We start from the raw sequence: 14,131 nt of genomic DNA, 5'->3' as shown, positions 1-14,131 counted from the left end.
GGGCAGGGCCGGCGATGCGCCGGCCCGCAGGGAAGATCGGTGGGTTCACTCTTCTTCGTGCAGCAGGCTGAGCCCGATCGCACCGCGTCGGCGCAGCCAGGGGCTGGGTCGGTAGCGCGTGTCGCCATACACGGTCTGCATGTTGAACAGCACTTCGAGGATGTTGGTCGGCCCCCAGCGATTGCCCATGGCGAGCGGCCCGAGCGGATACCCCAGGCCCAACGTGACCGCCGTTTCCAGGTCGGCCGGGCTGCAGATGCCCTGCTGGCAGATGTCGCTGGCGATGTTCACGATGGTGGCCACCACGCGCTGCGTGACGAAGCCGCCGCTGTCGCGGATCACGCTCACCGGCTTGCCGTCGCGGGCGAACAGCGCGTGGGCCGCGTTGCGGATGTCCACGCGCGTGGCGGGGTTGGTGGCCAGTACGCGGCGCCTGGTGGCGGCGTCTTCCACCAGCATGTCGATGCCCAGGGTGCGGGCGGGGTCGAGCCGCTCCACCACGGCCACCGTGGTGATGTCGAACCCCAGGGGCGCCACCAGCGTGATCGCGTTGGGGGAAGGCGAAGTGCCGGTTTCGATCTGCGCGCCCAGGTCCTTGAGCAACTGGTAAAGCTCGGCCCGCCGCGCGGTACGGGGGGACACCCAGACCGGCGGTATGTGGTCCACGACCGGCGCGGCCGGCTCCGCGGGCACCTGCGCCACGCCGTCGGCATAGCGGAAGAAGCCTTCGCCGGTCTTCCTGCCGAGCATGCCGCCGGCCAGGCGCTGGGCGGTGATCACGCTGGGGCGGTAGCGGGGCTCCTCGAAATACTGGTGGTACACCGACTCCATGACGGGGTGCGACACGTCGAGCGCGGTCAGGTCCATGAGCTCGAAGGGCCCCAGCTTGAAGCCGACCTGGTCGCGCAGGATGCGGTCCACCGTGGCGAAATCGGCAATGCCCTCGCTCACGATCCGCAGCGCTTCGGTGCCGTAGCCCCGTCCCGCATGGTTGACGATGAAGCCCGGCGTGTCCTGCGCCTGCACCGGGGTGTGGCCCATGCAGCGGGCGTGTGCGGCGAGCCGCTCGCACACGGCGGAGTCCGTGCGCAGGCCGGCGATGACTTCCACCACCTTCATCAGCGGCACGGGATTGAAGAAATGGAAACCCGCCAGACGCTGGGGGTGTTGCAGCGCCGCACCAATGGCCGTCACCGAAAGCGAGGACGTGTTGCTTGCCAGCACGGTATCTGTGGCGACAATGCGCTCCATCTGTGCAAAAAGCGACTGCTTGGCGTCGAGCCGTTCCACAATGGCTTCGACGATCAGGTCGCATGGCGCCAGACCTTCCAGCGAGGACACCGCCGTCAACCGCGCCTGCCAGTCGCCGGCTTGGGCTTCGGTAATGCGGCCCTTGCCTACGAGGCGCAGCCATTGCTGCTTGATATGGTCAATCGCTTCGCCTGCTGAGTTAGGCTTGGCATCAAATAGAAGAACATTGCTGCCGGCCTGTGCCGCCATTTGGGCAATGCCCTGGCCCATGGCACCGGTGCCTATGATGCCCACGAAGGAAAATGGGTTGCTGGTCATGGGGCGCATTATGGCGGCGGCGTATTGGGGAGTACTTATGTGCCAGAATGGGCCGAACAAAAAAGAAACTGTTGTGAAAATAAGTAACGCGATTCTTGGTGCAAGTTTGTCGATGGTTGCCTGCAGCGCCACGGCACTTTCGCTGGGCGCGAGCCGCGGCGCCGTGGTGCTGGGCGCTCCGGTGGATCTGGTGTTCGAGGTGCAGCCCGACCCGGGCACGGACATCGAATCCTCCTGCGTGGCGGCCCGGCTGGTTTCCGGCGAGACGCCGGTTCCGGATTCCAAAGTGCGGGTGACGCCGATACCCGCCTCGGCCGGCCGATCCGCTGCCGTGCGCGTGCAGGCCAATGTGTCGGCCGACGAACCCATTCTCACCGCCAAGCTCACCGCGGGATGCCGCGGCGGTGTTACACGAAACTACACTTTTTTTGCGCAGTTGCCCGAATCGGCGGCTGGCACCTCCCGCCCCGTGGACCTGGGCCAATTGGCGCGGCCTCGCACGGCACCGGCCACAGGTACCGGGCTGGCTGGCGACGGCGCGGCTGCAACGGGTGAGGGGCGGACTTCCGCCGCAGCCACCACCGATGCAGCCCCACGCAGGCCCGCGGCGGCGCCCCGTCCCCCACGGGCCCCTGCCGCGAATGCCTCCGCACCCCGTGCTGCGGCGGCCCCCGCCACGCCCGCCTCGGGCCGCGGGGTGTTCACCAGCCCGCAGCAGCCGGCGCCCGTTGAGCGCCCCCGCCTGGTGATGGAGCCCCTGGATGTGTGGCTCGATGCCCCGTTGCCGCTGCGTGCGGCACCGGAGATGGCCGCGCCCACTGCCACCGATGCCAGCCCACAGCGCACCGAGGCCGCCGCCCTGTGGAAGGCCCTCAACACGCCGGTGGAAGAACTGCAGCAGTCCGCGGCACGCACCGGCAAGCTCGAGGCCGAGGTGGCAGCGCAGCGTGCCCAGGCCACCTCCGAGCGCGCGGCCGCCGCCCAGCTCAAGCAGCAGCTGGAAGCCGCCGAGACCGAGCGTTTTTCGGCCACGGTGGTCTACGGGCTGCTGGCCTTGTTGGTCCTGGCCCTGGGATTGGCCGCCTGGATCTGGGCGCGCGCGCGCCGCCAGTCGGCGCTGGCCTGGAGCCATGCCGTCGCTGCCAGCGGCGGCAACGGCCCCGTGGCCGGTGCGGTGGTGGATGGGCCGGCTGGGCGCGAGTCCCTCCAGACCGCGCCGCAGGCGGCAGACGATTGGGCGGGCATGCCCGAGCCGGTTGTGCCCCCGGCCCCTGTGGCGGTGCCCGTGCCTGCGCCGATGCCGGCCCCGGCACCCGCCAAGCCCGCGCCGCGCGCCGCCACCTTGCCCGAGCGCGCTCCGCCGCCGGTGATGCGCCGTACTGAACCCTCGTTGCGCAGCGCGCCCGCGCCCCTGGCGCCGCCGGCCCCCGTGCCACCCGTATCGGTGGTGCCGCCGCCGGCCCTGGCCGTCCGCGCCGCGCCCATCGTGCACCCGGAGGACCTGTTCGACATCCAGCAGCAGGCCGACTTCTTCGTGTCGGTGGGCGAGCATGACCAGGCCATCGGCGTGCTCAAGCGCCACATTGCCGAGCATGGAGAGACCTCGCCCTTCGCCTACCTGGAGTTGCTGCGCCTGTATCACACGCTGAGCCGGGTGGAGAGCTTCAATCAGCTGCGGGCCCAGTTTCAGGCGCAGTTCAATGCGCAGGTGCCGGAGTTCTCCTCGTTCCACCGGACGGGCCTGACGCTGGAGAGCTACACGGAAGCGTTGGCGGCCATCGAGGCCGAATGGTCGTCCCCCGAGGTGCTGGAAACCCTCGAAGGCTGCCTGTTCCGTCGCGGCGAAGACGCCATCGCGTCGCCGTTCGATCTGGCGGCCTACGACGATCTGTTGCTGTTGCTGGCCATCGCGCAGACCACGCCGGCCAGTGCCCGCGGTGCCCCGCCGCCACGCACCCGCACCACACCCCTCACGCCCCCGCCGCTGGAAATCGAGCCCGAGCCGGAATTGCCTTCCGCCAGCGCCTTCGGTGTGGACAGCCTTTCCGCACGCCGGGAGCAGGAGCTGCAATCGCTGGACTCGCTGTCTGCCGGGTTCTCCTGGGAGTCGATCCCGGCGCCGCTGGCCCCCAAGCCGATCTCCGAGGCCATGCTGGACATCGACCTGACGGATCCGCCGCCGCTCACGCTGAGCGAGCTGCCCCCGGTGCCCGTCACCGCGCCGCCGTCTGCCGGGCAACCGGTCGGCTTCGGCATGGACAACGACAAGATGGAACTGCGGCTGGAGCTCGAAGAGCTGGAGCGAAAGCAGCGCACGGACAAGTGACGTAAAAAAAGGCCCTTCGGGGCCTTTTTCGATGCAGGGCATGCCGCGCGTTGCGGCTTGCTGCCGTGGCTGCGCGCCTGCCAGGCGTGGCCGGTGTCAACCGGCCATGCGGGCCATCAGGTCCTGTGCGGCGGCTTCCGGATCGTCGGCATTGACGAGCGCCCGCACCACGGCGATCGAGCCCACGCCCGTGGCCAGCACCTCGCCGAACTGCGGCGCCCCGATGCCGCCGATGGCGACCATCGGGTAGTGCCGCATCAGGCGGGCGTAGCCGGCCAGGCGTGCCACCCCCTGGGGCACGGTGGCCATCTTCTTGAGCGTGGTGGGAAACACGGCCCCCATGGCCACGTAGCTGGGCGCCGCGGCATCGGCGCGCACCATTTCCGCATAGCCGTGGGTGCTGACCCCCAGGCGCAGGCCGGCGTCGCGGATGGCCTGCAGCTGCGCGGGCGCCAGCGCATCGAGGTCTTCCTGGCCCAGGTGGACGCCGTAGGCGCCCGCGTCGATGGCGGCCTGCCAGTGGTCGTTGATGAACAGCAGGGCACGGGTGCCGCGCACGGCGTCCACGGCGGCCCGCACTTCCTGCGCGATGGTTTGTGCGTCGTCCGTCTTGTAGCGCAGCTGCACGGTGGGTACGCCGGCACGGGCCATGTGGCCCACCCATTGCGCATCGGGCAGCACTGCATAGAGGCCCAGCCGCTCGGGGCACGCGGGGAAGGGCTGGTAGTGCGGCAGCGGCTGCAGGCCGAAGTCTTGCGGGGCATCGGGCCACTGCGCGGCATCGAAGCCGCCGGTGCGGTCCGTCTGCGCCTGCCAGGCCCGGGCGAGGCACTCGGCATCGCTGGCGATGAAACCCAATGCGCTGCAAGCCTCCAGCGCCGCGCGGTACACCGGGCCGCCGGACAGCGGCACGGGGGCCGGCTGGGACGGGAAGTCGGCGAAAGCGGCGCCGTGCGCGGCCAGGATGGCGCGCACCGATGCGGCGTGCCCCGAAGCGGTTCCGTGCAGCATTTCAGCCATGGTCGTGGTGCCAGAAAGGGGTGCCCAGCACCGGGGTGCTCGGCTGGGCGGCTTCCTGCGCGGCCATGGCGCCCGCGCGTCGGGCGGTGCGGCCGGCCTGCACGGCGTCGGCGAAGGCGCCGGCCATGGCCACCGGGTCTTGCGCCAGGGCCACGGCGGTATTGAGCAGCACGCCGTCGTAGCCCCATTCCATCACCTGGCAGGCATGCGAGGGCAGGCCCAGGCCGGCGTCCACCAGCATGGGCACGTCCAGGCGCTCGCGCAGCAGCTGCAGCGCGTAGGGGTTGACGGGGCCGCGGCCGGTGCCGATGGGCGCGGCCCAGGGCATCACTGCCTGGCAGCCCACGTCGACGAGGCGCTGGCAGAGCACCAGGTCCTCGGTGCAGTAGGGCAGCACCTGGAAGCCGTCGCGGATCAGCTGCGAGGCGGCATCGACCAAGTTCAGCGTGTCGGGCTGCAGCGTGTAGTCGTCACCGATCAGCTCCAGCTTGATCCAGGGCGTGCCGAACACCTCGCGCGCCATCTGCGCGGTGGTGATGGCCTCCTGCACGCTGTGGCAGCCTGCGGTGTTGGGCAGCACGGGCACGTCCAGGCGCCGCAGCAGCTCCCAGAAGCCGCTGCCGGTCTCGGCGGCGTTGCTGCCCTGGCGCCGCAGCGAGGCGGTCACCATCGCGGGCCGGGCGCGCTGCACGGCGGCTTCGAGCACGCTGGGGGATGGGTAACGGGCGGTGCCCAGCAGCAGGCGGCTGGAAAAGCGCTGGCCGTACAGCACCAGCGCATCGGCGTCGGCGTCGTCTCGGGAAGGGTTGGAAGGGGAATGCATGGTGCTCAGCCGCCCGTCACGGGCGAGATCACTTCCACCCGGTCGCCCGCGGCAAGCTGGCGCAGGTGGTACTGGGTGTTGGGAACGAAAACGGTGTTCACGGCCACGGCAAAGGGCGGGCGCGCGGCGATGGCGGCCAGCGCGTCGGCCACGGTGGCAGGCTCCGGCAGGGTCGTGGCGGTCTGGTTGATGGTGATGTTCATGGGGAAAGGGCTGCCTCTTCGTCGAGGTGCAGGGCCAGATCGAAACGGGAGGCCAGCGCCGATTGTCCCTGGTTCAACCATTCCATGACGGCGTCGAGGATGGCCGGGGCGATCATGAAGCCATGGCGGTACAGGCCGTTGACCTCCAGCACGCGCGGGCGCACCTGGCGGAGGGCGGGCAGGTTGTCGGGCAGGGTCGGGCGGCATTGCGTGGCCACTTCGAGGATGCGGGCCTCGGCAAAGCCCGAATGCACCGCGTAGGCCGCGCTCAGCAACTCCAGGGTCGAGCGCACGCTGGCGGGCGACAGGTCGTCCGATTCGATCTCGGTCGCGCCGATCACGAACAGGTGGTCTTCCTTGGGGGCGATGTAGATCGGGTAGCGCGGATGCACCAGGCGGGTCGGCCGCTGCAGGGTCACCTCGGGCGCATGCACGCGCACGACCTCGCCGCGCACGCCGCGCAGCGCGCTCCACTGCGTGCGGGCGCCCAGGCCCCGGCAGTCGATCACCCAGTCGGGCTGGCCGGGCATGCCGGGGGAAAAGTCCGACGGTGCGCGCGGGCAGTGCCAGTGGGCCTCGATGCCCAGGCCGGCGAAGCTGGCCTCCAGCGCGGCCAGCAGCTGCCGGTTGTCCAGCTGGCCCTCGCCGGGCAGATACAGCCCCTGGGCGAAGCGCTGGCCCACGGCCGGCTCGTGCGCCTGCACGCCGGCGCTGTCGAGCACCTGCAGGGCCGGCAGTTCGGGCAGCGCGGCCGTGGTGCGTTCGAGCTGTCCGCGCAGCCGGGCGGCCTCGGGCGCGTCCTGGCGGTGCCACAGGATCAGCGTGCCTTCCTGCTGAAAGAACACGGGCCCGTTCAGGCGGGCCAGCAACTGCGGCCAGCGCGCGAGCGCGTAGTGGCCCATGCGCACCACGCCGGGCTCGGTCACCGCGGACTCCGCCAAGGGTGCCAGCATGGCCGCGGCGATGCGCGCCGCGGCGCCTTGCGCATCGGGCCCGGCGGCGTCGTAGACCGTGACCGCATGGCCCTGGTGGGCCAGCTCCACGGCCAGCAGCCGGCCCATGAGGCCGGCGCCCAGAATGGCAAGGGAGGAGGGCGAGGAAGGGGAAAGAAGAGGGGGGCGCATCGGGTCCGTCTGTCTGCAAGCCAACAGGGGGACAAAACGGGAAGGCTCCGCCGATGAAACTCCCCACGCCAGCATGACCTGGATCGGGTCGCGGGGCACGCGGGGCGGTGGTGTGGCCGCCAGGCCCCAGGGTATGTTCTCAGTCGCGCGCCATGGGCGGGACACCCCTGTTTCGTCCGTGCAGGGATTACAGCACAGTGACCGCGCCCGCCGGTTTGACCTGGCGCATGGGCCATAATTTTTGCCCATGAACACTGAGACCCTCTCGCCGCCGGCCGTCCGCCGCTACGCACGCGTGCTGTCGATCGCCGGATCGGACAGCGGCGGCGGAGCGGGCATCCAGGCCGACCTGAAAACCTTCAGCGCCCTGGGCTGCTACGGCATGACCGCCATCACCGCCCTGACCGCGCAGAACACGCAGGGCGTGCGCGCCATCCACGGCGTGCCGCCGGACATGCTGCGCCAGCAGATCGATGCGGTGGTGGAGGACATCGGCGTGGACGCCGTGAAGATCGGCATGCTGCATTCGCCCGAGGTGGTGCGCGTGGTGGCCGATGCCATCCGCCGCCACCGCCTGCCGCACGTGGTGCTGGACCCGGTGATGGTCGCCACCAGCGGCGACCGGCTCATCGCGCAAGAAACCGTGGGCGTGCTGGTCGAGGCCTTGTTCCCGCTCGCCACGCTGGTCACGCCCAACCTCGACGAAGCGGGCTTGCTGCTGGGACGGGCGGTGGACGGTGCCGATGCGCTGGACGCTGCGGCGAAGGACCTGCTGGCGCTCGGTGCGCCGGCCGTGCTGCTCAAGGGCGGCCACCTGCCGGGCGATTGGGTGATCGACGTGCTGGCCGGGCCCCAGGGCCTGTACCACCGGCTGCAGTCGGCCCGCATTGCCACGCACAACGGCCACGGAACGGGCTGCACGCTGTCGTCCGCGATCGCCGCGCACCTGGCGCTCGGCGAGCCGCTGGTGCAGGCCGTGGAGCATGCGCGCGCCTACATCCTGGCGGCCATCGCCGCGGGCGCCGATGTGCACACCGGCCGGGGCCACGGGCCGCTGAACCATGGGCACAGCCCCGTGGCGCAGCGCATCGTGCAGGGCTGACCGCGCAGGGGCGCTGCCTGCCCGTCCCTCACCGACCAAGGCTGCTGGGTGTGCTATAAAAATAATAGCTACATGCCGGCGACTTGATTGTGCTGGAGCCCGATTTTTGCCTCATACCACCACGCGGCCACGCAAGCCGGCCGTGTGCGCCGCAGGCATGGGTCAACGCCGGCCCGGGCGGGTCAGGAAGGCCAGCGCGAAGCACAGGCACAGCGTCGGCAAAGCCGCGCCCAGCGCCGGCAGCACCCGCGGCAGCCCGTGGTAGCAGGCGATGCCGGCGATCCAGAGACCGACGGGCAGCCATTCCACCTGCCGCGCCTTTGCCAGGGCCTGCTGCACCGGCGCGCCGAACGCCAGCCGGCCCAGGATGACGCCGAACAGCGGCACGAATACCGAGCTGAGCAGGAGCAGGAACGGCTCCAGGCTGTGCATCGGCAGCACCAAGGCGAGCGCCGTGCACAGCACCGCCATGGCCATGCCCCACCGGCGCACGCCCCAGCGCGGCAGCAGGCTGTGGGCCGAGACCGCGCCCGAATACGCATCGCCATAGGCGTTGTCCACCTCGTCGATCAGGATGAGCGACAGCGCGATCAGCCCGCCCTGGGCCAGGAGCAGCGCGGTCACCAGGTCCTGGCTGGGCAGCGTGAGCGCCACCAGCACGCCGAGCGCGTAGCACCACAGGTTGACCAGCGCGTAGCCCACCAGGTGCCGCGCAGCGCGGACCGGCCGGACGTGCCGTGGCGCGCGTAGTCGGCCACCAGCGGCAGCCAGGAGATGGGCATGGCGATCACCAGGTCGAGCGCCGGCAGCACGCCCATGCCGCCCGCGCCCGGGCGCGTCCACAGCGTGGCGAAGCCCTGGGCCTGCGCCAGCGACACGAACTGCCAGCTCAGCCACAGCAGCGACAGCACCACCAGGGGCAGCGCCACGCGCGCGATGAGCCGGCGCACCAACTGCACCATCGAGCCGCTGAGCAGCAGCATCACCACGCCGCCCCACAGCAGCGTGGCCAGCACCGGCCAATGGGCCCCGCCCATGGCGCCGGCCTGCCGGCCGATGGGCCCCGCCCATGGCGCCGGCCTGCCGGCCGATGGCCACCGTGGCATCGCGCATCACCACCAGCTCGAACGCGCCCCAGCCCGCGAGCTGCACGATGTTGAGCCCGATGGGCAGGCCCGCGAACGCGCGCCCGTAGACGGCATGCATCAGCCCGGCGCTCGCCAGGCCGCTGTCGCAGCCGATCTTGGCCACCCAGCCCAGCAGGCCGGCGCCGATCAGCGACCCGGCCACGATGGCTGCCAGCGCCTCGCGCGGGCTCAACGCGGGCATCAGATAGGCGCCGACCTGCATCACCAGCAGGCCCACGCCCAGGCTGAACCACAGCGAGGCATGGTCGCCGAAACGGAAGACGCGGCGGTCGGGCGCGATGGGGATCAGCGCGTCGTTGGCGGGCGCAGGGGGCGAGGAGGGCGGCATGGAAGCTCCGTGGATGGCAGGCACAGCAGGGTCGCGGCACGGGCTGGCCCCAAGGCACGCCGGGACGGCATGCGGTGGGCGTGGCGGCGGGAGGCGAATGGCCTGCGCGAGGATGACCCCGGCCGATTCAAGGGGAAAGTCTCAGACGGGGGCAGGTCGGCAGCACCCCTGGCGAAGCCGCGATTCTAGGGCGGTGCGGAGGCCGCCGGCACCGCCACCCCCAGCCGCTCGTGCAGCCGGGCGCTGGTGGTGGTGTATTGCAGCGCCACGGGCGCGCCGGACAGGTATTCCGCCGCGCCGAAGGCCGCCAGCGTGGCTTCGTGGAAGCCGCACAGGATCAGCTTGCGCTTGCCGGGGTAGGTGTTGATGTCGCCCACCGCATGGATGCCGGGGATGGCCGTGCGGAACGTGGCGGTATCGACCACGAGCTGCTTGCGCTCCATCGCCAGGCCCCAGTCGGCGATGGCGCCCAGGCGTGGCGAGATGCCGAGGCAGGCGATAAGCACGTCGAGCGGCAACGGTCGCGGCTGGCCCTCCGGGTCGATCAGTTGCAGCGCGCTCAGGCGGTCCTGCTGCACCTCGATGCCGACGATCTGCCCGGCCACCACCGCGATGCGGCCGACATCGCGCAGGGCCTGCAGCTGGGCCAAGGCCTCGAGCGGCGCCTGGAAGGCATCGCGCCGGTGCAGCAGGGTCACGCTGGCGGCGGCGTGCGGGCCCGGTTGGGCGCAGGCGATGGCGCGGGCCACGGCGGTGTCTTCGCCGCCATGCACGACCACATGCCGGCCGGCGGTGTCGGCCGCATCCTCGTGGTAATGCAATTGCGTGCCTTCGAAGCGATCGATGCCTTCGGCCTTGACGGCGCGCGGCACGAACGCGCCCACGCCCGCGGCGATGAAGACCGTGCGCGCCAGCAGCGCGGTGCTGGCCGTGGTCTGCAGCAAAAGCCGCCCGTCGGGCTGCGGCGCAAGCGTGGCGACACGCTGGCCCAGGTGGAAGGTGGTTGGGAACGGGGCGATCTGCCGCTGCAGCAGCGCGACGAGCTCGCGTCCGGTGCAGACGGGAATGCCGGGAATGTCGTAGATGGGTTTGTCGCCGTAGAGCTCGGCGCACTGGCCGCCCACATGGGGCAGCGCATCGATCACGTGGGCTGCAATGCCCTGCAACCCGAGCTGGAACACTTGGAACAGCCCGACCGGCCCCGCGCCGATGACGGCGGCATCCGTCTCGATGGTTCTCGAGGGGGCTGTGGTCGCTTCGATCTTCACGGGGCGTCGGGGGCCTGTCTGCTTCAGCGGATCAGGTCGGCCACCTTGCCGGGCTTGCCGTTCCATTCGTCGGCGTCGGGCAGGGGCGCCTTGCGCTTGGTGATGCTCTTGAATTGGGGCGACAGGTCGGCGTTGATCTTGATGAAGGCGATCTGGTCCGGGGGCAGGTCTTCCTCGGCAAAGATGGCGTTGGCCGGGCACTCGGGAATGCACACGGCGCAGTCGATGCATTCATCGGGGTCGATCACGAGGAAGTTGGGGCCTTCGCGGAAGCAGTCCACGGGGCACACGTCCACACAGTCGGTGTACTTGCACTTGATGCAGTTTTCGGAGACGACGTGAGTCATGGCAGGAGTTGTCGTTGGATCGGGGGTAACCCGCGATTTTAGGGCGTTTCAGGGAGCGGCCCGGGGGCCGCCCCTGCAACGGCAAGGATTCGGCGCCTCGGGTCAGGCCGCCGGGGCGTTCACGAGCACCGCGCCAGCGGTCTTGTGGCTGGCGGTATCCACCAGGATCAGCGAGCCCAGCACGCGCGCCTGGGTGAACGGCGCGGCGGGCAGGGGCTCCTGCAGCAGCAGGTCCACGTGGCCGATGGCATTGGGGTCGAGCTGCGCGGCGTCTTCTTCGGCCAGCGTGTGGATGTTGAGCTTGTGCACCACGCGCTGCACCTTGGCCTTGACCCAGCGGTGGCCGTGCAGCGCCCAGTACACGCGGCCGGCGACCAGGGGCTCGTCGTCCATCCAGGCCACGGTGGCGCGCAGTTCGCGCCGGCCGGGCCACGACGGCGTCGATGCCGGGGTGTCGAAATCGTCGGCGGCCACGGCGGCGGCCTGCGGTGCGGCAAGGATCCAGTCGCCGCGCGACACATCCACCTCGCGGTCGAGCACGATGCCCGCGCTCTGGCCGGCCGGCACGCCCACGGGGCGGCGCGCATGGTCCAGGACCTGGGCCACGGTGGCCTGCTGGCCGCTCGGGAACACCTGCACGGCCGTGCCCGGCGCCACGGCGCCTGCCGCCACGCGGCCCCAGAACACGCGGCGCCCCTGGGAGGTGTCGGCGGAGGACGAGAATTTCTCGACCCACTGCACCGGGAAGGCCAGCGGCAGCGCGACGTCGGTGGGCGTGTTGGGCAGGCGCTCCAGGATCTGCAGCAGGCTCGGGCCTTCGTAGCCGCACCAGCCGGGGTGCGCATCCACCACGTTCCAGCCCTTGAGGGCGGACACGGGCACCGTCGCCCGCGCGGCGATGCCGGCGGCCTGAGCGAACGCGCCCAGCGCATCGCGGATGTGGCGGAAGGCGAGTGCCGGGTCTTGCACCGCATCGAGCTTGTTCACGGCGAACACCAGCGAATGCACGCGCAGCAGGTGCACCAGCAGGGAGTGGCGGCGTGTCTGCACCAGCAGTTCGAGGCCGGGGTTCTTCCAGTCGAGCTTGGTGGCATCGACCAGCACCACAGCGGCGTCGGCGCTGCTGGCGGCGGTGACCATGTTGCGCGTGTACTGCTCGTGGCCCGGCGCATCGCCGATGATGAACTTGCGCTCTTCGGTGGCGAAGTAGCGGTAGGCCACGTCGATGGTGATGCCCTGCTCGCGTTCGGCCGACAGGCCGTCGGTCAGCAGGGCCAGGTCGGTCTCGCCCTGGCGCTGCACGCCGGCCAGGTGGTCCTGGAGCACGGCCTTGCTGTCCACCAGCAGGCGGCCGATGAGGGTGCTCTTGCCGTCGTCGACCGAGCCGCAAGTGATGAACTTCAGTGCAGAAATGGCATCGTTTTGGCCCGATGCCGGCGGATTGATTGCCTGTGCTGCTATCGAATTGGTAGTGGTGGTCATCAGAAGTACCCGTCTTTCTTGCGCTTTTCCATCGAGGCGTCGGAGGTCTTGTCGTCCATGCGCGTGGCGCCGCGCTCGCTCACATCGGCCGCCAGGGTCTCGATCACGATGTCGGCGGCCGTGGCGGCCGGGCTCTCCACCGGGCAGGTGCAGGTGATGTCGCCCACGGTGCGAAAGCGCACGTCGCGCGTCTCCACCGTTTCGCCGTCGCGCGGCGGGGTGAGGTCGGTCACGGGCACGAGCAGGCCCTTGCGCTCCACCACTTGGCGCTTGTGGGTGTAGTAGAGCGAGGGCAGGGCGATCTGCTCGCGGTCGATGTACTGCCACACGTCGAGTTCGGTCCAGTTGCTGATGGGGAACACGCGAAAGTGCTCGCCCGGCGCCAGCCGTGTGTTGAACAGCGTCCACAGCTCGGGCCGCTGGGCCTTGGGTTGCCATTGGCCGAAGCTGTCGCGGTGCGAGAAGATGCGCTCCTTGGCGCGGGCCTTTTCCTCGTCGCGGCGGGCGCCGCCGATCAGCGCGTCGAAGCGGAATTCCTCGATGGCCTCCAGCAGCGTGACCGACTGGTGCACGTTGCGGCTCTCGCCCGGGTGGGCGAGGCGCACGGTGCCGCGTGCCATGGAGTCTTCCACGCTGCGCACGATCAGCTCGGCCCTCAGCTCCTTCGCCCGGAAGTCGCGGAAGTCCGTCACCTCGGGGAAGTTGTGGCCGGTGTCGATCATCAGCAGCGGGTACGGGATGCGCCCCACGCCAAAAGCCTTCTCGGCGCACCGCAGCATCACCAGCGAATCCTTGCCGCCCGAAAACAGCAGGGCGGGGCGCTCGAAGGCGGCGGCCACCTCGCGCAGGATGAAGATGGTTTCTTCTTCCAGAGCGTCCAGGTGGCGGTTGCTGAGGTGGCTCAGCACATGGGATTCGGTGCGGGCATTCATGCGGGGGATCTCGTTGGGGGCGTCGGTGTGCGGGGCGGGGGGCGTCGCGTCAGGCGGCGTCGCGAAAATGCGGCAGCGGGTGCGTCACGTCGCCCTGGTAGAAGGCGTGGAAGCGGTCCAGCTGGCGCTGCGCGTCGGCCATGTCCACGCCCTCGCGCAGCACGGCCACGTCGAAGCCGCAGCGGGCCATCTGCACCAACTGGTCGATGAGCACCTCGCCCGTGGCGCGGATCTCGCCCGCGAACTTCAGGCGCTGGCGCAGCAGGCGGGCCTGGCTGAATGCGCGGCCGTCGGTGAATTTCGGAAAGTGCAGATCGATGCGCTCGATGCCTGCAAGGTCTTGCGCGAGCGGGTCGGCGTCGTTGGCCAGTTCAAGGACTTTTTGGCCTTCTGCGCTGGTGCTGTGTGCGCTGGCAGCTATTATTTTCATAGTAATTCGATGGGGCTTAAGGACGTCGG

12 protein-coding genes and 1 pseudogene are annotated in these 14,131 nt (G+C 70.3%); 2 read left to right on the top strand and 11 right to left on the bottom strand.

Going from position 1 to position 14,131, the window contains the following annotated elements; genetic code table 11:
* Nucleotides 1-45: 45 nt before the first annotated feature.
* Nucleotides 46-1,569, bottom strand: a complete 1,524-nt coding sequence (locus AVAK2825_RS14670) for a 3-hydroxyacyl-CoA dehydrogenase (protein WP_284400037.1) — start codon at nt 1,567-1,569, stop codon at nt 46-48.
* A gap of 112 nt (nt 1,570-1,681) precedes the next feature.
* Here AVAK2825_RS14670 and AVAK2825_RS14665 point away from each other — a divergent pair, with 112 nt between their 5' ends.
* Entirely contained in the window at nt 1,682-3,895 is a 2,214-nt protein-coding gene (locus AVAK2825_RS14665) for a hypothetical protein (RefSeq protein ID WP_284400035.1), read from the top strand.
* A 96-nt stretch (nt 3,896-3,991) separates the two neighbouring features.
* Here AVAK2825_RS14665 and AVAK2825_RS14660 read toward each other — a convergent pair whose 3' ends face one another.
* From AVAK2825_RS14660 to AVAK2825_RS14645, 4 genes are read right to left on the bottom strand one after another with little or no spacing between them, the layout of a single operon-like run.
* The gene (locus AVAK2825_RS14660; protein WP_284400032.1) at nt 3,992-4,906 is read right to left on the bottom strand and encodes a thiamine phosphate synthase; all 915 of its coding nucleotides are present in this window, start codon (nt 4,904-4,906) and stop codon (nt 3,992-3,994) included.
* Nucleotide 4,907: 1 nt separating this feature from the next.
* Nucleotides 4,908-5,738 (bottom strand): thiazole synthase, encoded by an 831-nt coding sequence (locus AVAK2825_RS14655; RefSeq protein WP_284400030.1) that lies wholly within the window; start codon nt 5,736-5,738, stop codon nt 4,908-4,910.
* Nucleotides 5,739-5,743: 5 nt separating this feature from the next.
* Nucleotides 5,744-5,941, bottom strand: coding sequence for a sulfur carrier protein ThiS (thiS, locus tag AVAK2825_RS14650; protein WP_284400028.1), 198 nt, complete (start codon nt 5,939-5,941; stop codon nt 5,744-5,746).
* Nucleotides 5,938-7,065: an FAD-dependent oxidoreductase gene (locus AVAK2825_RS14645; RefSeq protein WP_284400026.1), complete on the bottom strand. Its 1,128-nt coding sequence runs from the start codon at nt 7,063-7,065 to the stop codon at nt 5,938-5,940. Before AVAK2825_RS14645 ends, thiS begins: the two co-directional genes overlap by 4 nt.
* Nucleotides 7,066-7,312: 247 nt before the next feature.
* On the opposite strand from AVAK2825_RS14645, the gene thiD reads away from it, so the two are divergent.
* Nucleotides 7,313-8,167, top strand: coding sequence for a bifunctional hydroxymethylpyrimidine kinase/phosphomethylpyrimidine kinase (gene thiD / locus AVAK2825_RS14640; RefSeq protein ID WP_284400023.1), 855 nt, complete (start codon nt 7,313-7,315; stop codon nt 8,165-8,167).
* Between the two features lie 162 nt (nt 8,168-8,329).
* Here thiD and AVAK2825_RS14635 read toward each other — a convergent pair.
* From AVAK2825_RS14635 to AVAK2825_RS14610, 6 genes and pseudogenes are all read right to left on the bottom strand, one after another.
* Nucleotides 8,330-9,643: pseudogene (locus AVAK2825_RS14635) on the bottom strand (purine-cytosine permease family protein).
* 185 nt (nt 9,644-9,828) lie between these two features.
* The gene (locus AVAK2825_RS14630; RefSeq protein WP_284400117.1) at nt 9,829-10,905 is read right to left on the bottom strand and encodes an NAD(P)/FAD-dependent oxidoreductase; all 1,077 of its coding nucleotides are present in this window, start codon (nt 10,903-10,905) and stop codon (nt 9,829-9,831) included.
* A 29-nt stretch (nt 10,906-10,934) separates the two neighbouring features.
* The gene (gene fdxA / locus AVAK2825_RS14625) at nt 10,935-11,258 is read right to left on the bottom strand and encodes a ferredoxin FdxA (RefSeq protein ID WP_092743740.1); all 324 of its coding nucleotides are present in this window, start codon (nt 11,256-11,258) and stop codon (nt 10,935-10,937) included.
* 102 nt (nt 11,259-11,360) lie between these two features.
* Nucleotides 11,361-12,740, bottom strand: a complete 1,380-nt coding sequence (locus AVAK2825_RS14620; RefSeq protein WP_284400020.1) for a sulfate adenylyltransferase subunit 1 — start codon at nt 12,738-12,740, stop codon at nt 11,361-11,363.
* The gene (cysD, locus tag AVAK2825_RS14615; protein WP_284400017.1) at nt 12,740-13,672 is read right to left on the bottom strand and encodes a sulfate adenylyltransferase subunit CysD; all 933 of its coding nucleotides are present in this window, start codon (nt 13,670-13,672) and stop codon (nt 12,740-12,742) included. Before cysD ends, AVAK2825_RS14620 begins: the two co-directional genes overlap by 1 nt.
* A 49-nt stretch (nt 13,673-13,721) precedes the next feature.
* Entirely contained in the window at nt 13,722-14,102 is a 381-nt protein-coding gene (locus tag AVAK2825_RS14610) for a DUF934 domain-containing protein (RefSeq protein WP_272569319.1), read from the bottom strand.
* Nucleotides 14,103-14,131: the final 29 nt, after the last annotated feature.

Source organism: Acidovorax sp. SUPP2825 (assembly GCF_030158995.1).
In the GTDB taxonomy this organism is placed as follows: domain Bacteria; phylum Pseudomonadota; class Gammaproteobacteria; order Burkholderiales; family Burkholderiaceae_C; genus Paracidovorax.
The sequence above is the reverse complement of the archived record's forward strand: the minus strand, read 5'-3'. Positions and strand labels throughout refer to the sequence as shown.